25 protein-coding genes are annotated in these 22,845 nt (G+C 37.6%); 8 read left to right on the forward strand and 17 right to left on the reverse strand.

What is annotated here, in order from left to right:
* Positions 1 to 129 precede the first annotated feature (129 nt).
* Positions 130 to 975, reverse strand: a complete 846-nt coding sequence (locus BANA01_RS18160; protein WP_052106331.1) for an AraC family transcriptional regulator — start codon at positions 973 to 975, stop codon at positions 130 to 132.
* Between the two features lie 365 nt (positions 976 to 1,340).
* Between BANA01_RS18160 and BANA01_RS18165 the strand changes: the two genes are divergently transcribed.
* The 3 genes from BANA01_RS18165 (at position 1,341) to BANA01_RS18175 (ending at position 4,015) form a co-directional block, all read left to right on the forward strand.
* On the forward strand, positions 1,341 to 2,594 hold the full coding sequence (locus BANA01_RS18165) for a dicarboxylate/amino acid:cation symporter (protein ID WP_034674350.1): 1,254 nt from the start codon (positions 1,341 to 1,343) through the stop codon (positions 2,592 to 2,594).
* Between the two features lie 236 nt (positions 2,595 to 2,830).
* A complete protein-coding gene (locus tag BANA01_RS18170; protein ID WP_034674348.1) occupies positions 2,831 to 3,454 on the forward strand; it encodes a chromate transporter in 624 nt (207 codons plus the stop codon).
* A gap of 18 nt (positions 3,455 to 3,472) precedes the next feature.
* Entirely contained in the window at positions 3,473 to 4,015 is a 543-nt protein-coding gene (locus BANA01_RS18175; RefSeq protein WP_034674346.1) for a chromate transporter, read from the forward strand.
* A gap of 475 nt (positions 4,016 to 4,490) precedes the next feature.
* Here the strand turns inward: BANA01_RS18175 and BANA01_RS18180 are convergent, their stop codons facing one another.
* The 6 genes from BANA01_RS18180 to BANA01_RS18210 form a co-directional block, all read right to left on the reverse strand.
* Positions 4,491 to 5,204, reverse strand: coding sequence for a response regulator (locus BANA01_RS18180; protein WP_034674344.1), 714 nt, complete (start codon positions 5,202 to 5,204; stop codon positions 4,491 to 4,493).
* Positions 5,197 to 6,807 carry a DcuS/MalK family sensor histidine kinase gene (dcuS, locus tag BANA01_RS18185; protein WP_034674343.1) on the reverse strand — a complete coding sequence of 537 codons (1,611 nt, stop codon included), beginning with the start codon at positions 6,805 to 6,807 and terminating at the stop codon, positions 5,197 to 5,199. Before dcuS ends, BANA01_RS18180 begins: the two co-directional genes overlap by 8 nt.
* A 160-nt stretch (positions 6,808 to 6,967) precedes the next feature.
* Positions 6,968 to 7,495, reverse strand: coding sequence for a DUF3231 family protein (locus tag BANA01_RS18190; protein WP_034674341.1), 528 nt, complete (start codon positions 7,493 to 7,495; stop codon positions 6,968 to 6,970).
* A gap of 90 nt (positions 7,496 to 7,585) precedes the next feature.
* Complete coding sequence (locus BANA01_RS18195) at positions 7,586 to 8,206, reverse strand: FMN-binding negative transcriptional regulator (RefSeq protein WP_034674339.1); 621 nt, start codon at positions 8,204 to 8,206, stop codon at positions 7,586 to 7,588.
* 140 nt (positions 8,207 to 8,346) lie between these two features.
* Positions 8,347 to 9,279, reverse strand: coding sequence for an LCP family glycopolymer transferase (locus tag BANA01_RS18200; protein WP_063254230.1), 933 nt, complete (start codon positions 9,277 to 9,279; stop codon positions 8,347 to 8,349).
* 977 nt (positions 9,280 to 10,256) lie between these two features.
* The gene (locus BANA01_RS18210; RefSeq protein WP_063254232.1) at positions 10,257 to 10,967 is read right to left on the reverse strand and encodes a CAP domain-containing protein; all 711 of its coding nucleotides are present in this window, start codon (positions 10,965 to 10,967) and stop codon (positions 10,257 to 10,259) included.
* A gap of 391 nt (positions 10,968 to 11,358) precedes the next feature.
* On the opposite strand from BANA01_RS18210, the gene BANA01_RS18215 reads away from it, so the two are divergent.
* Both BANA01_RS18215 and BANA01_RS29975 read left to right on the forward strand, forming a co-directional pair.
* Positions 11,359 to 12,219: an AraC family transcriptional regulator gene (locus BANA01_RS18215; RefSeq protein ID WP_034673074.1), complete on the forward strand. Its 861-nt coding sequence runs from the start codon at positions 11,359 to 11,361 to the stop codon at positions 12,217 to 12,219.
* Between the two features lie 147 nt (positions 12,220 to 12,366).
* Positions 12,367 to 12,558 carry a helix-turn-helix domain-containing protein gene (locus tag BANA01_RS29975; RefSeq protein WP_169803719.1) on the forward strand — a complete coding sequence of 64 codons (192 nt, stop codon included), beginning with the start codon at positions 12,367 to 12,369 and terminating at the stop codon, positions 12,556 to 12,558.
* Between the two features lie 201 nt (positions 12,559 to 12,759).
* Here the strand turns inward: BANA01_RS29975 and BANA01_RS18220 are convergent, their stop codons facing one another.
* The 6 genes from BANA01_RS18220 to BANA01_RS18245 form a co-directional block, all read right to left on the reverse strand.
* Positions 12,760 to 14,031 (reverse strand): FtsW/RodA/SpoVE family cell cycle protein, encoded by a 1,272-nt coding sequence (locus tag BANA01_RS18220; RefSeq protein WP_235847176.1) that lies wholly within the window; start codon positions 14,029 to 14,031, stop codon positions 12,760 to 12,762.
* A 7-nt stretch (positions 14,032 to 14,038) separates the two neighbouring features.
* The gene (locus tag BANA01_RS18225) at positions 14,039 to 14,446 is read right to left on the reverse strand and encodes a PadR family transcriptional regulator (RefSeq protein WP_063254233.1); all 408 of its coding nucleotides are present in this window, start codon (positions 14,444 to 14,446) and stop codon (positions 14,039 to 14,041) included.
* 2 nt (positions 14,447 to 14,448) lie between these two features.
* Positions 14,449 to 14,973, reverse strand: coding sequence for a sigma-70 family RNA polymerase sigma factor (locus tag BANA01_RS18230; protein ID WP_082799588.1), 525 nt, complete (start codon positions 14,971 to 14,973; stop codon positions 14,449 to 14,451).
* 283 nt (positions 14,974 to 15,256) lie between these two features.
* Positions 15,257 to 16,453, reverse strand: coding sequence for an MFS transporter (locus BANA01_RS18235; protein ID WP_063254235.1), 1,197 nt, complete (start codon positions 16,451 to 16,453; stop codon positions 15,257 to 15,259).
* A gap of 191 nt (positions 16,454 to 16,644) precedes the next feature.
* Entirely contained in the window at positions 16,645 to 17,037 is a 393-nt protein-coding gene (locus BANA01_RS18240) for a VOC family protein (RefSeq protein ID WP_063254236.1), read from the reverse strand.
* An 82-nt stretch (positions 17,038 to 17,119) separates the two neighbouring features.
* The gene (locus tag BANA01_RS18245; protein WP_063254237.1) at positions 17,120 to 17,407 is read right to left on the reverse strand and encodes a putative quinol monooxygenase; all 288 of its coding nucleotides are present in this window, start codon (positions 17,405 to 17,407) and stop codon (positions 17,120 to 17,122) included.
* A 323-nt stretch (positions 17,408 to 17,730) separates the two neighbouring features.
* Between BANA01_RS18245 and BANA01_RS30660 the strand changes: the two genes are divergently transcribed.
* Complete coding sequence (locus BANA01_RS30660; protein ID WP_268875097.1) at positions 17,731 to 17,853, forward strand: hypothetical protein; 123 nt, start codon at positions 17,731 to 17,733, stop codon at positions 17,851 to 17,853.
* Between the two features lie 151 nt (positions 17,854 to 18,004).
* Here BANA01_RS30660 and BANA01_RS18250 read toward each other — a convergent pair whose 3' ends face one another.
* Both BANA01_RS18250 and BANA01_RS18255 read right to left on the reverse strand, forming a co-directional pair.
* Positions 18,005 to 18,814 (reverse strand): inositol monophosphatase family protein, encoded by an 810-nt coding sequence (locus BANA01_RS18250; protein WP_063254238.1) that lies wholly within the window; start codon positions 18,812 to 18,814, stop codon positions 18,005 to 18,007.
* A gap of 26 nt (positions 18,815 to 18,840) precedes the next feature.
* Positions 18,841 to 19,341, reverse strand: a complete 501-nt coding sequence (locus BANA01_RS18255; protein WP_063254239.1) for a YbaK/EbsC family protein — start codon at positions 19,339 to 19,341, stop codon at positions 18,841 to 18,843.
* A 143-nt stretch (positions 19,342 to 19,484) separates the two neighbouring features.
* On the opposite strand from BANA01_RS18255, the gene BANA01_RS18260 reads away from it, so the two are divergent.
* Complete coding sequence (locus BANA01_RS18260; RefSeq protein WP_268875098.1) at positions 19,485 to 19,709, forward strand: winged helix-turn-helix transcriptional regulator; 225 nt, start codon at positions 19,485 to 19,487, stop codon at positions 19,707 to 19,709.
* Between the two features lie 262 nt (positions 19,710 to 19,971).
* Here the strand turns inward: BANA01_RS18260 and BANA01_RS18265 are convergent, their stop codons facing one another.
* Positions 19,972 to 21,036, reverse strand: a complete 1,065-nt coding sequence (locus tag BANA01_RS18265) for a Gfo/Idh/MocA family protein (RefSeq protein WP_063254241.1) — start codon at positions 21,034 to 21,036, stop codon at positions 19,972 to 19,974.
* A gap of 296 nt (positions 21,037 to 21,332) precedes the next feature.
* Here BANA01_RS18265 and BANA01_RS18270 point away from each other — a divergent pair, with 296 nt between their 5' ends.
* On the forward strand, positions 21,333 to 22,094 hold the full coding sequence (locus BANA01_RS18270; RefSeq protein ID WP_063254242.1) for an IclR family transcriptional regulator: 762 nt from the start codon (positions 21,333 to 21,335) through the stop codon (positions 22,092 to 22,094).
* A gap of 58 nt (positions 22,095 to 22,152) precedes the next feature.
* Here the strand turns inward: BANA01_RS18270 and BANA01_RS18275 are convergent, their stop codons facing one another.
* Positions 22,153 to 22,785 carry an FMN-dependent NADH-azoreductase gene (locus BANA01_RS18275; RefSeq protein WP_063254243.1) on the reverse strand — a complete coding sequence of 211 codons (633 nt, stop codon included), beginning with the start codon at positions 22,783 to 22,785 and terminating at the stop codon, positions 22,153 to 22,155.
* Positions 22,786 to 22,845 lie beyond the last annotated feature (60 nt).

A 22,845-nucleotide genomic window follows, 5' to 3' on the forward strand; every position in this document is an offset into this window, starting at 1 on the left:
CCTTCTAATTTACTTGTTTATAAAACCAACACTCTTCTATCCTTAGGAATAAAAAAAATCCTAACGACAGGTATTACGAAACGGTAACAAGAAAGGCTTTCGCTAATTGGTTACAATGATAGTAAATTTCTAGGAATCAGACCATGTAGGGATGAAGCCTCTTTTTGTATTTTTGATACTTTTCCGGTAGTGACTTGGCGAGGTCTTATAGGCACTTCGAAAAGTATGATTAAAGTGGGATGCATCGCAAAAACCGCAATTTAGGGATATTTCTTCAATTGTAAGTTCGGTTGCTTCAAGCAGCCTTCTTGATTGCAGTAATCGAAGTTTTTTTACCATTTTCATGGGGGTAAGTCCATAGATTTCCTTAAAGGCACGGCTAAAGTAAACCGGATTCATGTGATAAATTTTCGCTAAATCCTCGCGTGTAATATTTTCTGCTAAATGCTCTTCTATGTATTGAAGAACATTATTAAAACGGTCGGTAATATAATCTTCATTCGGGGAGCGGCGCCCTCCCATCTTTGAGCTCTCGATGATTTCATGTATTAAAGAAAATGCAAGAAAACTAGATTGAACGGTTCTATATTCATTTGTCTCCTGCAGCCAAATCACTCGCAATTCATCAAACATTTTTTCATAAAGAACTGGGTCCCGAACTTTAACAACTTTCCCAAGTGGGTAAAGACTAAAAAAGTCAACTTCCTCCATAACCTTTAAGTCAATGTTAAACAGATAGTGGATGCCATCGGTTTTGGATATCACATTAAATGGCATGTTTGGCCTGTGGACCATGATATCACCAGTTTGAGCAATATACTCTTTTCCATCAAGGGTTGTGATGACCTCACCTTTTTTTATATAGGCAATGGTGCAACAAGATTGAATGTAATCAAAAATTACCCTTTTTTTATATTGGATTTTCTTAACATCAAATAATGTTATTTTAAGTTGATCACTTACACTAAATGACATGGGAAGCCTCCTTTAACCCGCTGTGATTTGAAAAACTCTATATTTGAATAATACATAATTTGATATGTGATTTAAAAAGAGTGTTTAAGTTGCTTACAGCCGAAAGTCTATCTTTTAATTTTACAATCTCTTTTTTCCTTCTGCTGACATTCTCCATTACAGCAATTCAGGTATTACCATTCAACTGCTTTAACAGTAGTTAAAACGATTTTTCATGGAACCTCCCCCCTATTATCTTACTTACTTTAATTACAAAACAATTTAAAAAGTATTATAAACTATTTTAGTTGTTCACAAAATTGTAATATATTGATAATTCAATAAAATGATATCGTTTTCAAAAATTATGAATAGGAGGCATGTAGATGAAAATTAATTTTAAGAGTCTCACCACACAGGTAATTCTGGGAATTCTTCTTGGTATTTCAGTCGGGTTTGTTTTTCCTGAGATTGGCTCACAACTAAAGGTGATTGCAGATATTTTTATTAAACTAGTAAAAATGGTGATTGCTCCAATTATTTTCCTTACCATTGTTATTGGAATTGCAGGTATGGGAGATTTAAAGAAAGTTGGAAAAATCGGCGGGAAGGCATTGCTTTATTTTGAAATTGTATCTACCATCGCACTAGCCATCGGAATTATTGTCGCCAATATAATCAAGGCAGGAAAAGGGATTGACGCAGAGGCAGGCAAAGGCGATATCTCCCAATACACAGAAAAGGCAGCCGAAACTAGTCACGGGTTTATGGAATTTGTCGTATCCATCATTCCTGACAGCTTTATCGGTGCTTTTGCAAATGGGGAATTATTACCGGTACTTCTATTAGCGATCTTGTTCGGGGCTTCTTTAGCACATTTGGGCAAAGACGGAAAACCTGTTTTAGAGTTTTTTGAAAAAACAGCTGAGGTATTCTTTGGAATTGTTAATATCATTATGAAAGTTTCTCCATTTGCTGCATTTGGTGCTATGGCCTACACGATTGGAGAATTTGGAGTTGAATCACTATTCTACCTTGGCAAATTAATGGGCTCCGTTTATATAACAATGGCCTTATTTATTGTTTTTGTTCTAGGCGGTATTGCTAAATTATTTGGTTTCAGTATCTTCAAATTCATAGCCTTTATTAAAGAAGAAATCCTTTTGGTTGTCGGAACTTCATCCTCTGAAGCCGCTCTGCCAAAAATGATGGAAAAGCTTGAAAAATACGGATGTTCAAAGTCTGTAGTAGGATTGGTGCTTCCAACTGGTTATTCCTTTAACCTTGATGGAACTTCTATATATCTCTCAATGGCCGCATTATTCATCGCTCAGGCATACGGGGTCGACCTTAGTATTTGGCAGCAAATCACACTTCTTACCATCCTAATGTTGACTTCAAAAGGAGCGGCAGGTGTCACAGGGTCTGGTTTCGTAACACTTGCAGCCACTCTAGCTGTATTCCCTTCTATACCTGTAGAAGGAATGGCGCTTATCCTTGGAGTTGACCGTTTCATGTCAGAAGCACGCGCCATCACAAACCTAATCGGAAACGGAGTAGCCACCGTCGTCATCTCCAAAACAGAAGGCGAATTCAAACCACTCCAAGAGATCTCCAACAAAAAACAAATCACAGCCTAAACCTACAAAATGTGAGCCGCCCGGCTCACATTTTTTTATTCCCCTCACTGTCCGCCTGAGGTGGACAGTGTCCACGAGTGGTGCCTGTCACCAAATTAACCAAATTAACCAAATTACTATCACCAAATTACATTTGTTGCCATTTACCCATCTTCTTTCTTTTGGTACCTTTATATATGGTGCAATATACATAGAAGGGCACGCTTTCTTAAGTTTTATATGGGAGAAGGATTTTTATGACTGTTGAATGGAAATTGGTATGGAGGATTTTTTGGACGTTTTTTAAGATCAGTCCTGTTACGTTTGGCGGGGGATTTGCGATGATTCCCTTAATCATAAAAGAGATTGTAGAAAAGAGAAAATGGTTAACAACAGAAGAGATTACGGATGTCATTGCCTTATCTCAAACAGTTCCAGGTGCGGTGGCCGTGAATTCAGCAACCTTTATCGGGCATAAAATTGGCGGGATTAGAGGAGCTTTTGCCGCTATGATTGGCGTTTCGCTTCCAACTTTTTTAATTGTACTTTCTTTAGGTATCTCGTATTTTTACATAGATGACAATCCAAAGCTAGAAGCAGCCTTTGTATCCATCCGCGTTACGATTGTAGCGATCATTGTGTATGCCGCTATTAAAATAGCAAAAACAGCTATATTTGATAAGACCACATTTTTTATAATGGCCGCTGGTGTACCAGCATTGTTTTTTATCCATCCCATTGTTGCCATCCTTCTTGGGGCTATTACGGGATACATCATTGTTTCCATTAAGACGAAATTAGGCTATATGATTGAAATGAAGAAGAGTAAAGAAGAAGACCCAGCCAATGACCCTGAATATTACATGGGTGCGGGTATTTAGAAAAAGGTGGTGAACGGAATGGTGTTGTTACAGCTTTTTCAAACCTTTTTTATAATGGGATTTGTCTCATTCGGCGGTGGTTATGCGATGATCCCTATTATTGAATCAGCGATAACAAAGTATGGATGGATGTCTTCTGAACAGTTGACGAATATTATTGCAATTGCCGGAATGTCTCCAGGACCTATTGCTGCCAATAGTGCCATTCTCATCGGATATACAGCGGCAGGCATAAGCGGTGCGTTTGTATCTACTTTCGCCATTTTATTTCCTTCGTTAATCTTGGTAATTTGTGTTGCCGGTTTTTTTGTAAGGTTGCACCATAACCCAGTGGTTGAGAAAATGTTTTATGGCTTAAAACCTTTAGTAACGAGTTTAATTATCTTTGCAGCCATTAAATTTGCATTAGCCAATAACCTGGTTTCCATCAATCTATCCTTCCGTTCGATTAGCTTAGTCATCATCTTTGGACTATCCCTATTTGCTTTATTAAAACTCCGTTGGAATCCAGTTTATGTTTTACTACTTTCAGGTTTGGTTGGTGTAACCCTCTATTCTTGATAATTAAAAAAGTGCGACTGCCACTTTAGATTGTCGAGAAAGGGAATTTTTATTTTTTCTGAGTCTGAAAAAGCCAATTTTTATTAAGTATTGTACATGCTACTGATTGAGTACAAATTAGAGGCTCTGGTAGAAAGATTCGTCCTCATTCCAGAGGCTTGAGGACAAATCGGAAGCTCTGGCAGAAGATTCGTCCTCAATCTAGGGTCTTGAGGACAAATCGAAAGCTCTGACAGAAAGATTTGTCCTCAATCCAGGGCCTTGAGGACAAATCGGAAGCTCTGACAGAAAGATTCGTCCTCAATCCGGGGGATTGAGGACAAATCGGAAGCTCTGGCAACAGGATTTGTCCTCAATCCGGGGCCTTGAGTACAATCGTACGCCCCATCTATATAAGAAAACCGCCGCACATTGTTAAATAAAAGTGGCCGTCGAGGACATTCTCGACAGCCTGAAAGTGGCGATTGCCACTTTTTTATAGATACATAGATACTTGATTTAATTTGTCCTTTTTAAATGTGTAAAAATAAACCGGTCTGCCAATTCCGTAGGTTAACGACTCTTCAAGAATTCCTATCTGGGTTAGATATTTCAAATATTTTCGTACAGACACTCTGGAAATATATGTACTTTCTGCAATGTCGTCCGTTGAAAAAATGGTTCCTTCCTTTGATATAATCACATTAATAATATTCTGCAGCGTGCTTTGAGTTAATCCTTTAGGCAAAGTCTGTGTTAAATCCTCTGAAGGCCTCTGTTCACCATGAAGAATTCTTTCATCTAAATCTTCCTGCTTAAGTACTTGTTTTTCTTCAAATAAGGCAGATTTATTTTTATATTTCTCCATTGCCTGACTAAACCGCTCAAACTCAAATGGTTTGATTAAATAATCTGCTACTCCAAGCCTTAAGGCTTTCTGAATTTTTTCTGTATCTGCTGCCGCTGTGATGAGAATGACATCGACCGCTATCTTACTCTCCCTGATAGATTGAAGCAGTTCGAGCCCATTCATACCGGGCATATAGACATCAAGTAAAAGGAGGTCAACCTGTTCTTTTTCTAGAAACTCTTGGGCGTCCTTCACGTTATGAACAATGCCAGCTAAACTAAATCCACTTATCTCTTTAAGATAGCGTTTGTTAAATTCGGCTACCATTGGATCATCTTCGACTATCAGAACCTTAATCATGACTTTCCCCCTTAACCTCATATGGAATGGTTATATGAATCTCTGTTCCAAGCAACGATTTAGAATCAATGGTCATTTCTCCGCCTAAGTTTTCAATGCTTTTTGTCACGAGATAAAGGCCATAACCACGATTTTCTCCTTTTGTGGAATACCCTTTTTCAAGTACGTTCCTTTGAATCTCATTAGGAATTCCGGGTCCTGAATCCATTACCTCCATTGTTAAAAACTTTCCCGAATACTGTAGGTTAACATCTAGTGTTTTATCGATAGAATCTGCCATAGCCTCTATCGCATTATCTATTAAATTACCAAGAATGGTGATTAGCTCATGGGTCATTTTAGGGCTCGCCGGCTCAGGGATGACCGAATGAACTTCAATGTTAAACGCCACTCGTTCTTCCCTCGCATAACTTAATTTCCCCATAAGAAAACCAGCTAGTGCAGGGTCTTTAATAGATTGTGCCATGTTTCCAAGCTCTTGGTTGTGGTGACCGACTATCGCTCGAATATAATCAGATAATTCATCGTAACATTTCATTTGTACCATCCCTAGAATTACATGCAGACGATTCATAAATTCATGGGACTGGGCACGGAGTGCTTCCGCATAGGTTTTTACACCCGTTAATTGCTCGGCCAATTGATTAACATCGGTCTTATCCCTGAAGGTTGATATGGCCCCAACCACCTCGCCCTTTACAATAAGTGGAACTCGATTCACTAGGATGGAAACTCCGTTAATGATTTGTTCCTCATCCAGTTCAGGTTTTCCCTTTTCCAAAACTTGATCTAGTCTGGTTGACTGCAGAAACTCATGGACCTTCATTCCAACCGGGTCCTTCGAAAGCCCCGCCTTTTTAAAAATTTGTCTTGCTGATCGATTAACCAGTGTAATGGTTTGTTCATTATCAACCGCAATGATCCCCTCATGCACAGATTGAAGCATGGTACTACGTTCCACAAAAATTTTGGCGATCGCAAAAGGCTCAAGACCAAATAGGATTCTTTTAATATACTTCGCTAGTAAAACAGCACCAATGATACCTACAAGTAAACCTAATATGGTAACCGTAAGAATACTCCGATGGCTTTTTCCTAGAGCGGCTTTTACACTTTCCAATGCAATCCCGACTGCAGCCACACCAATCTGCTCACCAATCACATTGTAGATGGGTGTAAAGGCTCTTAAGGATTTACCTAAGGTCCCATTGGAGCTTGACACATACTCTCTCCCTTTGAGTGCTTCCTTTTCATCACCGCCTACAAAATGTTTCCCGATTTGATCTGGATTCGGATGCGACTTGCGTATCCCATTCATATCCATAACCACTATAAACATCATATCAGTAGCAGCTTGAATATCTTTCGTATAATCCTGAATCTCATTTGTCTTGCGTCCGTCCTCCAACGCTTCGATGACAATATGCGAGGTTGCAATTGACCTTGAAACCATCCTCGCCTTCTCTTCCTGATGTTTTTGTATATTTTCACTAACCGTATTACTAATCAATAAATCTGTAATCATTAATGATACAAGTACTACTAAACAAACGAAGAAAATGATGACTGTGCTTAATTTAAACTTAAAACGCTGAGTATGCACATCATAACCCCCACTTTTAACTCTATCTATTATTTTAGCAATATTTGCATTAGTAGGGAAAAGTTAAATTATTTTGCTAGCAATGACGGTACCCCTTAAGCCTTTTTTAAAATAAAAAAGCCGCATTTACTTTCTGCGACTTAAAAATACTGTTTACAATCTATGCTTTATAATAAGGAGGAATACGAAGCCACTCATGGCGATCTAAATACTGTTTTACAGTTAAACCAGCTGCTGTTTTCCTCAACATAATTTTTGAAAAAATTAAACCAACATCGGCCCGAATTGATTCAGTAAGACCTCTTGAAGCATAATTAACCCCCATAGTAAGATTATAGGACATTAAATTAGCTAATTCTTCATCATTTAATTTAGCACCCTCGGGGATAGTCTTAAAATCACCAACTGGTTTTTCAGGTGTTGTTTGAGGAAAGGGGACCCCTTCTTTCCTAAGAAACTCTTTAAGCTCATCTCTAATCGGAATATGAACGGTTTCCTTTATATCTTTTAACAGTTGTTTTAATTCCGGATCTTGAGCAGTATTGATGCCGATTTCTTCATTACGCATGGTCGTTTCAGTACCTAATAGAAAAAACCATAGATTTGAAACCTCCATCACATTTAAAGGTCTCTTTTCGCCATCCATAAATGGTTGAAAAATATCTTGGATTAGTTCAAATACTTTCATAGTAGAAAATCCCACCAAACTGTATTTTTTATGATGGTAGCTTTTCCATTTATTAGTTAAATTATGCTAAGCGAAAAACAGAACACACGGTCAACCCTTACTATTTTTAATATTTCTCTTCATCAGTTGTGCAATATGTATATCATTTTGATCTGTACTTTTTTCTAATTCCTTAATAATTAGTTCTTGCCTTGCTGTTGGATGATTTTGACTTAATTTGGCTTTCCCTTCAATCTTTTTAATATTGATCTTAAAACCGACAATCCCCTGACTCATGCCCATAATAAAATTTTCATCAACATTCTCTAATTGATAGGAGCTATCTGGTTTTTCATATTTATTTACCATGTCTATCAATGATTCAAATACTTCCTTCTCTTCTTCGACAATCTCCAACTCCCCATAAACGTGTATAGCAAGATAATTCCAAGTTGGTACTGCTTCGTTGGTCTCATACCATGATGGTGAAATATAGCAGTGCGGACCTTGAAAGATTACAAGAACATTCTGTCCCACACAATCCTTCCACTGCTGGTTCTGCCTGGCAAAATGGCCATATAAAAAACCTTCTTCTTTATTCAACTGAAGTGGCAGATGAGTCGCGTAAGGTTCTCCATTATGCTGCGAAAACAAGGTAGCAAAGCTATTTTTTTCAATAATATCATAGATGACTTCATCATTATTAATCGTAAAATGTTTTGGTATATACATATCTTTCATCTCCATTTAAAAGGTATTTAAACTATTTCTATTTCGGATAATAAAAACCTTCTTTTATAAAGTTGACGATTCAGGTGAGAACTAGAAAAGGACTGGGTATGATACCGCCAGTCCTTTAATTGCTTATAAAATCAGCTATCACTATTCATTTCTAATTGGGCTTTCAATTCATCCTGTATACGCCGTTGTTCTGCTATTGTAACAATTCCATAATAGATATTATCAATCAATTTTCCGTCTGATTGAATGGTCAGCTGCTCAATATTTTTTCCAGCACCTTTATAATTCTTTTGAATGTTAACCATTTCCTTAAAGGTAAGATTCGTTTTGACATTGCTGCCAATTGCTTGAAAGAGATCTGGCGCTTTCGATAAGCTAGAAATGCTTGCACCCTCTTTGATTACGGCTTGAATCACCTGGCGTTGACGTTCCTGACGGCCAAAATCTCCATTCGGATCATCGTATCGCATTCGGATAAAAGCTAATGCCTCCTCACCATTCAGATGAATCTGACCAACAGGAAAATTAATTTTCTCTACGCTAAAAGCAAGATCATTTTCGACTTCAATTCCGCCAACGGTATCTACAATATCTTTAAAACCTTCCATATTAATTTTCACATAATAATCAATGGGAATATCAAGGAAGTGCTCCACCGTATCTACCGCCATTGGAACACCGCCAAATGCAAAGGCGTGGTTGATTTTATCTTCTTTCCCCTTACCGACAATCTCTGTCATTGTATCTCTTGGGATACTCAGCATTTTTACAGAATTATTGTTTGGGTTCACTGATAACACAATCATCGTGTCAGAACGTCCACTATCTCCTTCACGCTCATCAACACCAAGCATTAAAACAGAAAACGGTTCTTTCTTTTTTAATGCTTCAGGCTGCTTCTCTTTACTTTGCTTGTCTTCGAGCGGTTCATGCATAGTTGCTACTGCTTTATTAAAAGAATTATAGATTGTAAATCCGTAAAGGCCACCAGCAATCAGTATAATAAATAATAACAACCCTATTATATTTCGCCATTTGAGCCTTCTTCTTTTTTTCCTTTTCATTTCATGGTCTCCTAATCAAAATCAGCATTTTAATGATAGGTTACCAGAGGGTTGTTTCAAAGGAATTACAGGGACATGTCGATTTATTGTTATTTACTTTACGTATTTCGACATTAAATTATGAAAATAAAGTAAATGTCTTTAAATACTGAGATTTCCCCATAATTATTCAAATATTTAGATCCATTATTGGAGTAAGCAAATTTTATGGCTCTGATTGTAGATAAATAGAAAATAGTGCAGATCCTAATCGACAAAATATTTTCTAGGAAATAAGCTAATTTTCCTATGATAGAGAGGCAGAACGAAATTTTAATTAAACGTTTATTTAGTATACTTTCGCATATTTTGTCTAATAACTTCTGAAAAGTCAAACCAGCCTGTTTATTTTCTATTTTTCGCCTTCATCAACTTCGTAATTATGTGGAGCACAATTCACACAGTAAAATTCACCATTAACCCACTCACCCGAAGTATCCTCAGCATACTGCATACATTTCGAGCACAAATAAAAGCGCATAATAAAACCCCTATTCTTTTAATACCCTGTTCCTTGAATAAAGGTACCTCCGCATATTGTACTGTGATCGCTGTTCCTTTAAGGAAAATACTGCCGGGTATTAATTTATTAATATTTTTAGAAAGTTGCTTCACTACTATCATAATCCTAATTCCTTTGAGCACCTATTGGGACAATATTTAGTTACTTTTAGACTGTTACTCTTTTCCAGACCTTGATGTAGAGGGTGATTTATGCGATTAGTTTCAGGCCTAAAGGATGAAAAATCAGATGAAAAGTTGGGAAAACTTTCACAATTCACATAAAACTATCTGTCTCACAAATAAAGGAAGCCAGTTGCGTTCAACGAACTTCTTTCTCTAAATTAAGTTATTGAAAGTTTACTGTTTACGCAAAAATGGCCTGAGGGAAAGTACCCCCAAGCCATTCAAATTATAAAAATTTCTGATTAGTCGACTTATCTGCCAATAAACTCCTGCGTCCAATAATTACCTTGTGAGACGTAGCCAACACCAATATAGTTGAAGTTCGGGCTAAGAATGTTCTTGCGGTGACCCTCACTATTCATCCATCCTTTGACTACTTCCTCTGGAGTTCGCTGTCCCATAGCAATATTCTCACCGGCGTAACGATACGAAATTCCATACTGTTTCATCATGTCAAAAGGAGAACCGTATGTTGGGCTTGTATGGCTAAAGTAGCCATTTGCAGACATATCTCTAGATTTTTCACGTGCCATTTTGCTAAGTGTTACATCAACTTTAAGCGCAGCTAAACCATTTTTGGCACGCTCTTGATTGGTTAGGTCCACCACCTTTTGTTCATAAGCACTTAAAGCACTTGTGGTTTGTGTTGTTGTGGCGGGTTGTGTTTCTGTCACAGGCTGTTGCTGCTCTGGTTGTGGAGCTGTTGTCTGAACAGGCTGCTTTATTGGTGCTGGTTGTTGTGGTTGTGTCTGGACTTGCTGCTTTTCGGGCATTGTGATACCAAAACTAGCAAGATATTTTTCTATTATGCTATTAATCTCATTTATATTTGTTCCTTGGTACACATAGACCTTTTCCTGCACTACAGGTGTATTCGTAGCAGCTTCTGCTTTATTTAATGTTGGATTGGCCATCACAACTGCAGCAGCAGCCGCCATCGTTAAAAGGACCTTTTTATTCATATCAAAACCTCCTAAGATTATTTTCCATTTTTCACAGGTTCATCGTATCATACAATTTTTGTAATATTTCAGGAAGGATTTTACAAGCATAAACTCTAATAATATCTTATTGATACCCTTTTATGCTTTTTATACTAGCAGTACAAGCTTTTAAAGATACTTATTAACCACCTTTAAAATTTCCACTTTTAGGAGTTATCACCAATAATTGATATAAAAAAGAAGATTGACAATGTTTTAATAGCTGAGGATTTTTAACAAATATTGCAATAAGTTATCATTACTAACGAATTTATTAAAAGGTGATCAGACGACATCTGTTAAAATAGAGCAGAAAATGACAGGTTTTTGAATTCTGCAGTTGTTACTATTTACATAAGGAGTGAGACATATGGGTTGGGTAGAATCATTACAGAACGCAATAGATTATATGGAGAATCATTTACTTGATGATATTACAATCGAAAGGATAGCAAAGCAAGCGAATGTGTCAGAGTTCCACTTTCAGCGTATTTTTTCAGTATTAACAGACATCACAGTCGGTGAATATCTTCGTCGCAGGCGTCTAACACTGGCAGCACAAGAGCTTTCTTCGACTGAAAGCAAAATTATTGATGTCGCCCTAAAATATGGCTACGACACTCCTGAATCTTTTTCAAAAGCTTTCCGCAAGCAGCATGGTATCACACCCAGTCAAGCACGTAATTTTACAGGAAAGCTGAAATCTTATAACCGCCTGACCATTCAGGTGAATTTGAAAGGAGCAGAACCAATGAATTACAAAATTGTAGAAAAAGAGCGTTTTAAGGTTGTCGGTGTAAAGCGGGAGTTTTCCTGTGAGAATGGAGAGAACTTAGCGGGGATTCCTAAAATGTGGGATGATGTCCATGTTGATGGTACTAACGACTTATTGTTTGATTTGAATAATGGTCAGATTGAAGGTGTCCTTGGGGTATGTGTCGATAAACGAAATTCTGGCTCTCCATTAATGGATTATTGGATTGGTACTGACCATACAGGTGAGACGCCTGAGGGTCTTATGGAACTTGAGATACCCGCTTCTAAGTGGGGAGTATTTGAAGTCCACGGCCCTATGCCGGATGCTATGCAAAATACTTGGAAACAAATCATCTCGGAATGGTTTCCATCCAGTCATTATCAGCATGCAGGGACACCAGATTTGGAGGTTTATTCCAATGGAAATCCTTCAAGCCCTGATTATTATTCAGAAATTTGGATTCCGTTGAAATAAAAGCACTCAATTTCACCGTAATAAGGGCATCCCTTCTTAAAGGGAACATTCGCATAAGAACGTAATGGAGCAGCAAAAGCAGTCCAACACTAAACGTAAAGCCGCCATTCGTGGCAGCTTTACAATCTATTAATCCACTACCTCTGAATGGAATCTTCAAACGTTTATACTAAACAAAATATAACAGGTATGATCAATCGCCTGCACCAGGCAAATTTAGTTGCTTTATTTGCTGATCCTGTAGATAAAAGACGTACACGTGTAAGGGTGACCAAAGAAGGACATCAAATTTATCAGCAATTAAGTTCCTCACGAAATGAATTTAAAAGCACATTATAATATTTACATTGACCAAGAAATATTGATATTAAGTCATTTACTAAGTTGGCTCGTGGAGCACTTAAAAGAAGGCTAATTTTTCATTTTAGTGTAAGCTCGTATATAATCGCTTTTTACAAAAAAAATGAGTGACAAATTTATATACAATCTGACACTCATTTAAGTTATATTTATAATTTTTCATAAAGGAATCCGCTTTTATTAGCTCTTCCATACCAAATCTTTCCGGCGGTAAACACTTAACACTGCCCCAATTAATATCGCATTAAGCAATGTTGGCATTAAACCGTAACTAATGAACGGCAATGACATGGAAGTCATAGGAAATAATCCCAGTGTCATACCAATATTACTAACTAGCTGGATACCGTAAAGGGCAACCCCGCCGATAAGAAGCAGTTGTCCATAAGAATCTTTAATTTTTGGTTGGATTACAATCATTCTAGCCGCAAACAGCAGGAGAATCATGACAAGCAATACGCCAAAAATCCAGCCATAGTAGTAGGTAAAGCTGACAAATACAAAATTCGTATGTGCCTCTGGTATGAACTCTCTTGCACCAGACTGTCCAAACCAACCAGCTTTTGACATGATCTCCTTTATTTGAAGTATGATGAACCCTTCCGTGTCGGCATACTTCTCTGGATTAACAAACGCCAGCAGTCTTACAATCTGGTAAGGCTTAATAAATGGCCAAACCAATAAGGCCGTCAACAAAATGGTTCCAAGTGTACCAGCAGAGATCATCCACTTAACCCTTTTACTGAATTTGCTCCACCAAAGCATCACGAATACCATCATAGAATATAGGTAGATGGTGGAAAAACTCGGTAAGGCCAGAAAGAGCAGGATGGGGCTAAGAAACAATAATAGAAATTGCCAAACTCTTACTTTTCCATTATTGAAAAATGAAGCCCAAGCTAGATAGAAGAACGGCAATGCCATTAGACTTTCAATGGTAACCGGTCCAAGTTTTAATAGCTTCAGGCCATTTATCATAGTGTTCGAGAAAAATGCCAAGATGAATAGAAGCAACATTCCGATTGTGTAAAAAAGCCAGCCGTGCTTCTTCCACTTTCGGTAATCACCCAGCATGACGCCTATTGTTGCAGCGAATCCTATAAAGGCAATGAGAAACTTAGAAATGATAAAGTAGTAACCGTCTTTCATATAACCGAGAGAGAACATCGGCAGAAAGCTTAATCCCATCGCAGCAGCTAAAAGAAGTAGCAGCCACCAATCCACCTTTGGACGATGCAGCTTGTTCATCTGGATTCCTAATTTAGTTGGACTTCCCATCTGTTCTACAGCTTTTTCTTCTGCTTCACTTTCTGATAATCCTTTTTCCACCCAGTTCCTTTTTGCTTCCTTTAAATGATAATTTAATTCGTTTGCAACATAATTTTTGGCTTCCTTTGACCGGATTTGTTCGGTAACCTGATTTAAGAAAATCTGTTTAATATTATTTGTCACAGAACACTCACCCCTCTAATAGTTCCTTTAAGATCAATCGGTGTTTTGTTCGTTTTTTTTCTGTTTTGTTCAATAATTTCCTGCCTTTATCCTTTAACCAATAATATTTAGCACCTGCGTCATCCCAATTGGTTTCGATGCAGCCAGACTGCTCTAAACGATGTAACAGGGTATACAAAAAACCTTCGTTCTTTTCGAATTTCTGAATTCCCCGTCCCCGAAGCAGCCCTGTTAATTCATGTCCTGTTTTTTCATGAACAAGAAGCTGCATGACTGCCAGCAGAATTTCCTCATCACTTTCTTGCTGTTGGTTAATTTTTTTGTGCACTGCGTGTTGATGATGGTCAGAAAAATGTAAGTCTGCAAATGTTTTCTTATCCATTACTCTCTTAAGGTTTTTTAAACGATCCTCCACCGTTATTCCTCCAATCGTTCTTTTAGAAGCTCTTTAGCCCGTCGTAATCTTGTTTTAACCGTATTAACACCTGTTTCGGTTACTGCAGCAATTTCCTTGATTGGCAGTTCTTCATAATAGAAGAGGTAGATTACCTCCCGATATTTAATCGGAAGTTTCATTATGGCAGAGATTAATTCATCATCCTCTTCCCTTTGAATCACAGTCTGCTCTACTAGTTCCTTTTTCGTACCGTTAATCGGCAATTCCTCGCCTGCTATGACCACGTTCTTTTGGTACCAACTTCTATGGAAATCTTTACAATGATTAATGGCAATCCGCCACAACCATGTTCTCAATTTTGCTTTCCCGCTATATGTATGGAGATTTTTATAGCATTTAACAAAGATATCCTGAGTCAGATCCTCTGCAATTGCTTTATTATTTACATAGGAATACGCCAGCTGAAGAATCTCTTGTCCATACTGATTCATGATCTCATCAATGATGAGTTCTTTATCTTCTATGGCTGTTCCATCGATTATCATTTCTTCCACTACTTTCACCCCTTCCTATACTTAGACGACGTAACCGTTTAGGAAGTTTTTGAAATTTTTTCAAAAAAAAAGAAGCCTAGAATAAGTTAACCTTATCCTAAAGCTTCTATAGTATCCATTATTATGATGGATGGTATTTTTTACGATTTTTTTTGGGCTTTCCTTACGTAACAAAACCATGTCATAAGGTAACACATTTAAAATAAATTGGAGTTATCACCAATTAATTTGGATTCTAACCAATCCATAAAACGAAAATAAGTAACTTAAATCACTAGCTCGCCTGCAGGATATTGTTTTCTGTATGTTTCTTTTTTCCATGAAGTATATAGTACAAAAAGATGCTCGCAAATACCACCGCTGCTAAGGTTAAATACAAGCCGCGAAAACTAGTGATAGGAATGATAAATCCTAATAAAAAAGGGCCAACGCCTACTCCTAAATCCAAAAACACAAAAAAGGTTGAGGTAGCAAGCCCCACTCGGTGCCGTGGTGATTCCTTTATGGCAATAGCTTGACAGCAAGAATTCATGGTTCCATACCCAAGACCAATTAGCGCTCCTGCTAAAAGGAGAATGAATCCATGGTTGGCTTGACTAAGAGTGACTAATCCGATCACAAATAATAGGAATGCAGGATATATCACAATGTTATCCCCTTTTTTATCTAAAAGCCGTCCGGTAAATGGTCTTGAAATCAGGATGAAGACAGCATAGATGAGAAAGAAGAAACTTGCGACCTCCATTAAATTTATTTCTTTAGCGTAGGAAGTCATAAACGAGAGTATGCCTGAGTATGCAAAACCCATAATTGCAATTATGATTGCGATAGGAACAGCCTTTATTTCGAAAAAATCTTTCAACTTAAAGCCTTTCATCGCCTCAATCTGTTCTTTTGTGATATGTCCTTCAGGAATATGCACAAATAATAGGATAATCGTACTTATGAGGGAGAAAAGTGTACAAACTGCAAATATGATCGTAAAACTTCCTTGTTGGCTGATAAAAAGACCTAGGAAGGGGCCAACTGCCATTGCAAGGGTTATACTTAATGAAAAATAGCTTATTCCTTCTCCTCGACGTTCACTTGGAATAATATCTGTAATAACTGTTGATATGACTGTGGTAAACAACCCAAATGCTGCTCCATGAATAAAACGAATTAATAATAATACGTTCATGTTTCCTACAAAAAAATAGAACAACATCATAATCAAAAATAAAAATAATCCGCCATAAAGCATCTTTTTACGCCCAATGACTTCAATATATTTTCCAGCAAAAATACGTGAAACTAGTGCACCTACTACAAAGATACTAGACGCAAAACCCGCCATGCTTTGTGAAGCGTTAAATTCTTCAATTGCATAAACGGTTAAAGTTGTAATTAATAAATAAAAGGTCAAACTCCCAAAAAATGTGGATAGCGACATGATAATAAAATCTTTTGTCCATAATTTCGATGTATTCATCTCTATGCCCCCTATTTCGTCCCTCATATGGTATCACTTATCAAATTTCCCCTATGACCCAGTTGGTTCTTGAACCGGTTACTCCCTTGCTTGGGCACTGGCTGCCGACTCCAGCCACTATCGTTTCTATAAGAGGTTGATGGACGTGCTGCGGGGCGTCAAAGTTCCATTGATTTGTTCTTTCCCCTAACTTAACTTTTCATATGTAGGGATTCAGGATTCATTTCCATAAACTCCAGCCAATTTCCATCTGGGTCTAGTACCCAGAATTGGTGGTTCAAAGCCCTGCCTTGCGAAATTTCATCTTCTAAAGCAACTCCCCTTTTTTTCAATTGATCCGCTGTTTCATAAATATCATCGACCTCGAAACAAATATGGTCTGCTCTGTTCTTTACTCCCTCGGTACCTCCGTAAAATAATTCAATGAAACACCCATCAGCCACTTTTACATAGACAATCCACGGTTCACCATTTGGATGATTTAATTCAAACGCTTTCATAAAACCAAGCTTATTACAATAAAAATCCAATGAGCGTTCCATATCTACTACATGAAATCCTTTGTGATTAATCCCTTTAATCATCGTTTATCCCACCATTTGTTTTATTTTTTTTTACTTAATGAGCCTCTGACTTTTCTTATTAAGACTAATAAATTGGACTTCATTATTTCACTTCTTTATAATGGTTTATTTCTGTGCTTTCTCTCAATTTCCTCAGTTCTGGAACAAATTTCATGATATGTTCACTTTTATTGTGAAGGTTGATAACCTCTTCATTTTCCCATTCTTCAATCGTTGTAAGGATGGATGGATCATTGATATCTTCATGAAGAGTATACATAATACAACCTTTTTCTTTTCTGGTTTCGGTCACAACTTTACGAGCAAGAATTAAATATTCTTCAACATTTACCCCTGATTTAAGTTTTGCCTTACAAACTACTCGAATCATTTTTTAGCTCCTTGTTTTCGTATGGATTGTTGTTATTGCACCATAGTCTATGCCCATATTACTTAAAATGTCGGCACATCTTTATCTGTTATTATCTAATTTCTGGTATATTCATATTTTTTAATATCAAAAGAACCATTAACCGCATTATGATACATGTGTATCACAATAAGATTAACTCAAGTTTACAGATGTTTAATTACCCTGTCAATCTATTGGTTTTCATCAATATTATTAACCCATTATTATCCCCTAACATATTACCCTATCTGTACTTCATATCTTATAAATGGAACAAAACCATTTATAAAGGAGGCATTAGTATGATGGTGAAGTTGATTTCGGTCAAATGGTATGCCTCCACTTTACCCAAATCAATGTTCACCCATGGATTCGGGCAAGTAAACCGCAAATCAACAATCAAGGTTAACAAAGCCTTCTGTTAGTAAATTATAAAGTTGAAAAAGTTTAAACTTTACAATTAGCAAAAAAACCTCGGCAACTGGGCTGATTGTCCACAACCCCAGTTGCCGAGATTTTTTAGTTAATTTTATAGCATACAATGGTAGTAATTATACCCCTATACAAATCTCCTGCTTACTTCTTCCCTTTTTTCAAATAATCATGAATGATTTCTTTCTGGATAGCAGGATGGCATGTCAATGTAGATTCATTCATCAGCATGTTAACGGAATTCCCATCCAAATTTGTAGAAACCGCCCCCACTTCATTGGCGATAATCATTCCTCCAGCTATATCCCATGGGGCAAGTTTCTTGGTCAAATAACCATCGACAATGCCTTCTGCAACGTAAGCAAGTGCTAAAGCGGCACAGCAATAGGATCTTACCCCGCGAATTTTTTCCACTAACAGTTGCATGACAATTTCATCGATTACATCATTATCACATAACAAATAATGATTAAAATCGAGAATCGATTCTTCAAGCGTAAGATTTGGAGCTAATTCAGGTAATCCTTCATCATTTTTATAGGCGCCCTTCCCCCTCATAGCTGTGTAAAGATTACCACCCATACAATCATAGACCAAACCAATCTCACCAATTCCGTTATAAAAAATCCCAATCGAAATGGCGAAATTTCTTTTTTGCTTTACAAAGTTCATCGTGCCATCAATAGGATCCACAATCCAGATGACACCGTCTAATGTTTTTAAATCCTCACCATAGCCTTCTTCACTAAATAAATAATGATCTGGAAACGTACGCTTTATATTTTTTGCTAGAAAATATTCTATTTCTCTATCAACTGCTGTAACGAGATCCTTCGGATTTGATTTTGTCTCAACAATCAATGGACCATTTATTTTCTGGCGGATTAATTCTCCTGCCTCTAATATCCATTCTTTAGCTTGACGATAGATAACTTCACGTCTTTCTTCTTTCATGTTATACCTCGCAAATATTACTCTTTTTAACTAACCTTCTCTTCTTGCTCAGTCTCTTCCCACCCTTTACAAACATCCACCCATTCTTTTGCGTATGAATAGCGATAAATCTCTTCATTTGATAATTCAATCGCTGAATTGGTGCTGCCACATGCTGGGAAAAGGGTATCGAACCTTTTCATGGAAACATCAAGGTAAACATCTAGTTCATTTTTTAATCCAAAAGGGCAAACCCCGCCGATTGCATGACCGGTCTGCTCGAGCACTTCTTCCGGAGTCAGCATTCTGGCCTTGAACCCAAAGGTATGACGAAATTTCTTATTATCAATTTTCGCATCTCCGGCAGCGACAATCAAAAGGGCTTTTTCCCCTTCACCTCTAAAAGATAATGTTTTTGCAATGCGGGCCGGAATAACTCCTATTGTTTCCGCTGCTAAATCCACTGTTGCACTTGATGTGTCAAATTCCATCACATCTTGTTCTCTATCCCATTGCCTGAAATGGGCTTTTACACTTTCGATTGACATCCTGTCCATCCTTTCGTAATGGTTATTATGGAAAATAATAACACACTTTAGTGAGGAAAAGCGAAAAGTTGCTCACCCCCCATCATACCTATAGTTCCTAAGAGACCACTCAATGAAGACTATCCTATATCTCTACTTCGTATATACCAGATTTAAGTAAAAGAGTTTTAAATCAACGGATGGAAGAGCTTAAGGACTGTGGAATTGTGTTAAGAAAGGTTCTTGCCGATCGTCCTGTACGGACTGAATATTCGTTAACAAAAAAAGGTTCAGGACTTCGACAGTCTCTTCAAGCTTTTGAGGAATGGGCGGAGAAATGGCTGTTAAATAAAGACCTTTCTAATTTACTAGTAAAATTACCACATTAAAAGGCAGCGGATTGCTGCCTTTTTTGCTTTAATTCCTTAATCGTTTGTATTAACGAAATTATTTCAAATATTGGTCCCTTGAACCCTAGCTTTCGCCGTTTAAGGGAATGATTCTCGAAGTATTGCTCCCTCTAACCTTTATATTCTTCATTCAAGGGAACGATTCTCTCAATATTGTTCCCTTGCCCCCTCATTTTTGCTGTCCAAGGGAACAATTCCATTTTTCAATGCACACACTTTGACATACTTTTTCTATTACTTGTTAAAAATCCACCATGTTTACAGGCTGACCTGTACGTGCAGATTGATAAATGGCAGAAATAATTTTTAATGGTTTTAATCCTTCTTCCCCATTCACAAGTGGTTCCCTATCTTCTTTAACAGCGTTGATCATATCAATAAACTGTAAACGGTGGGAACTACCATCAAGTGCCGCTGGGTTGCCAGATGCAGCATTAAGGTCTCCCCTATTAGGACTTTTCATTTCAGCTAAGTTGATAGCTTCTGTTTCATTCTTAGAATTTCGTAGATAATGCTTGATTAACTGATCATTCTCAATCACAGCTGTACCATTTGTTCCGATAATCTCCAAGCGGGCTGACAGACCTGGATAGGCAGCTGTTGTCCCTACAATGGTTCCTAACCCGCCATGTTTAAATTTCACCGTAGCAACAGCCACATCCTCCACTTCAATTCCTTCATGAGCTAATATGGCTGTATGTGCATATACACTTTCCACTTCTCCCATAAAGTACTGGAATAAGTCTATCGTATGAATGGCCTGATTGATTAATACACCGCCGCCATCCATTTTCAATGTTCCCCTCCACTTACTAGTATCATAGTAACTTTGAGGCCGGTACCAGTTCACAGAGGATTGCCCGAGGACCATTTTTCCAAATCTCCCTGAATCGATATCTGCTTTTACCTTAACTGATGATGGATCAAATCGATGTTGTGAAATAACACTTAATTTAACATGGTGCTCACGGCATACATCAATCATTTGCTGTGCTTTCTCAAGGGAAATATCCATTGGTTTTTCAACGATTACATGCTTTCCTGCCCGAGCAGCCTCTATCGCCATATCAGCATGAGTTCCGCTGGGTGTAATAATCGATACAATATCAATCTCTTTCCTCTTTAGCATTTCTTGATAATTTGTATACCAATCTGTACCGGTCTTTTCTGCAAGTGCTTTTGCCTTTTGTTCACTTCGGGAATATACAGCAACGACTTTTGCACCTTCAATTGCTGATATTTGCTCATAATGAGTAGTACTAATAAGTCCAGTTCCGACAATAGCAAATCCGAATTCTCTTTTCATCCCTGCCGGTCTCCTCTCTTACACTAAAAAATCTTTTATATTCAAAAAACAAATATCTTAATACTAGCAACAGAATAACCGCATTGTGGTACAGAGGTATCGTAATGTGGTTATTTTAAGTATAATTAATTCCAACACTAACGTCAATTATGCTTTCCTAATAATCTGCATCATTAAAAATTTTCGTGTATGTCTAATTTGGGTTCTAATTAGTTTTTCCTCACACAATATTTGAAATTATGGAGATTCTAGTTTTAAATTAATAGAAGCGGCATAACAGAAAGGGAGTATTTTTCTTGAACAATATTCAAGACCAAAATAAAACATCGGGTATCCAGGTTATTACCCGTGCAGCTAAAATACTGCGAACGTTAAGAGAGCACCCAAAAGGATTAAGTCTTACACAGATATCAAAAGAAGTAGATTTAGCTAGATCAACCGTCCAAAGAATTGTTGCTGCATTAGAGCAAGAAAACCTAGTTACTGCGGCTTCTGCTAACAGCGGGTTTCGCCTTGGCCCTGAGATTGCGAGGCTTGCTAGCGCTGTAAATAGTGATTTGAGAGAAGAATTGAGACCATTTTTGATCCAGTTATCTAATAGGATTAATGAAACGGTCGACCTCTCTATTTTAGATAACGGTAAGGTGCTGTTTGTTGATCAAATCATCGCGGCACATCCACTGCAGGCAACCTCACAGCCTGGCGCGTCATTTCCTTTGCATTGCACAGCAAATGGAAAAGCCATTCTCGCTTCATTGCCTATAAATGAAGTTGAAAACCTATTGCCGGAACAACTTAAACGGTACACGGATAAAACCATTACAAAACGTGATGAGTTATTAAAGGAGTTAGAAACGGTCCGAAATGAGGGAGTTGCTTTTTCAAGAGAAGAGCATATTGAAGGTATTTGTGCAGTGGGAGCCGTTGTAGTAGACCGATTGGGAAATCGGAGTGCAGTCTCGATCCCGCTCCCATCTACACGTTTTTATGGGAATGAGGAAAAGCTTGTTACTTCCCTCATCAAAACATGTCAAAATATTAATCAACACTTCAATTAAAAGACAAAAAGAAAGGCGCTGGAAGATCCAAGCGCCTTTTACTTTGTTTACTTCATTATTAAACAGCTACTGCTGATAATTTCTTTGCAGCTTCTTTTACTTTTTCTAGGCCTTCAGCAATAATCGTTTCAGCTTGAGCTGGCATTGCATTATGACCTTCAATAATTACTTCTTCAACAATTTCCATACCGAATACGCCGCCTACTACGTTCTTGATATAAGTAGCCGCCATTTCCATTGGTGCTGCTTCCGGTGTTGAATATACACCGCCGCGTGCACTTAAGATTACCGCCTTTTTATCTGTCATCAATTGTACAAGTTGGCCATTTTCGTCGTATTTAAAAGTGAAACCAGCTTGGTATACATAATCAATGAAGGTTTGTAACGGTGCTGGGATTGTTAAGTTCCATAATGGGAATGCAAATACAACTAAGTCAGCTGCTGTAAGAGCGTCCATTGCTTTTTGTTTTGCAGCAAGAAGACGTTTTTCTAAGTCCGTCATTTCTTCGCCTGATTCAAGTTTGCCGAAAGCGTTGAATAAGTCTTGACCAAAGTACGGCATATCCTCAGCAAATACATCGAAAGTTGTGACATTCACACCTTCTAAGTTCTCCATAAAAGTTTCATACATTTTGCTTGAAACAGCTTCTGAAGCTGGACGATTATTTGCTTTAACTACTAAAACATTCATTTATATAATTCTCCTTTTTATCTTGGGATTTATTATTTTTAAATTATATATCTCGAATTA

Source organism: Neobacillus niacini NBRC 15566 (genome assembly GCF_001591505.1).
GTDB classification, from domain to species: domain Bacteria; phylum Bacillota; class Bacilli; order Bacillales; family Cytobacillaceae; genus Neobacillus; species Neobacillus niacini.

Coding starts and splice junctions, on each gene's coding strand:
- BANA01_RS18160 (WP_052106331.1), bottom strand. CDS start 975: ATGTCATTTAGTGTAAGTGATCAACTTAAAATAACATTATTTGATGTT.
- BANA01_RS18165 (WP_034674350.1), top strand. CDS start 1,341: ATGAAAATTAATTTTAAGAGTCTCACCACACAGGTAATTCTGGGAATT.
- BANA01_RS18170 (WP_034674348.1), top strand. CDS start 2,831: ATGACTGTTGAATGGAAATTGGTATGGAGGATTTTTTGGACGTTTTTT.
- BANA01_RS18175 (WP_034674346.1), top strand. CDS start 3,473: ATGGTGTTGTTACAGCTTTTTCAAACCTTTTTTATAATGGGATTTGTC.
- BANA01_RS18180 (WP_034674344.1), bottom strand. CDS start 5,204: ATGATTAAGGTTCTGATAGTCGAAGATGATCCAATGGTAGCCGAATTT.
- BANA01_RS18190 (WP_034674341.1), bottom strand. CDS start 7,495: ATGAAAGTATTTGAACTAATCCAAGATATTTTTCAACCATTTATGGAT.
- BANA01_RS18195 (WP_034674339.1), bottom strand. CDS start 8,206: ATGTATATACCAAAACATTTTACGATTAATAATGATGAAGTCATCTAT.
- BANA01_RS18200 (WP_063254230.1), bottom strand. CDS start 9,279: ATGAAAAGGAAAAAAAGAAGAAGGCTCAAATGGCGAAATATAATAGGG.
- BANA01_RS18210 (WP_063254232.1), bottom strand. CDS start 10,967: ATGAATAAAAAGGTCCTTTTAACGATGGCGGCTGCTGCTGCAGTTGTG.
- BANA01_RS18215 (WP_034673074.1), top strand. CDS start 11,359: ATGGGTTGGGTAGAATCATTACAGAACGCAATAGATTATATGGAGAAT.
- BANA01_RS29975 (WP_169803719.1), top strand. CDS start 12,367: ATGGAATCTTCAAACGTTTATACTAAACAAAATATAACAGGTATGATC.
- BANA01_RS18230 (WP_082799588.1), bottom strand. CDS start 14,973: ATGATAATCGATGGAACAGCCATAGAAGATAAAGAACTCATCATTGAT.
- BANA01_RS18235 (WP_063254235.1), bottom strand. CDS start 16,453: ATGAATACATCGAAATTATGGACAAAAGATTTTATTATCATGTCGCTA.
- BANA01_RS18240 (WP_063254236.1), bottom strand. CDS start 17,037: ATGATTAAAGGGATTAATCACAAAGGATTTCATGTAGTAGATATGGAA.
- BANA01_RS18245 (WP_063254237.1), bottom strand. CDS start 17,407: ATGATTCGAGTAGTTTGTAAGGCAAAACTTAAATCAGGGGTAAATGTT.
- BANA01_RS30660 (WP_268875097.1), top strand. CDS start 17,731: ATGATGGTGAAGTTGATTTCGGTCAAATGGTATGCCTCCACTTTACCC.
- BANA01_RS18250 (WP_063254238.1), bottom strand. CDS start 18,814: ATGAAAGAAGAAAGACGTGAAGTTATCTATCGTCAAGCTAAAGAATGG.
- BANA01_RS18255 (WP_063254239.1), bottom strand. CDS start 19,341: ATGTCAATCGAAAGTGTAAAAGCCCATTTCAGGCAATGGGATAGAGAA.
- BANA01_RS18265 (WP_063254241.1), bottom strand. CDS start 21,036: ATGAAAAGAGAATTCGGATTTGCTATTGTCGGAACTGGACTTATTAGT.
- BANA01_RS18275 (WP_063254243.1), bottom strand. CDS start 22,785: ATGAATGTTTTAGTAGTTAAAGCAAATAATCGTCCAGCTTCAGAAGCT.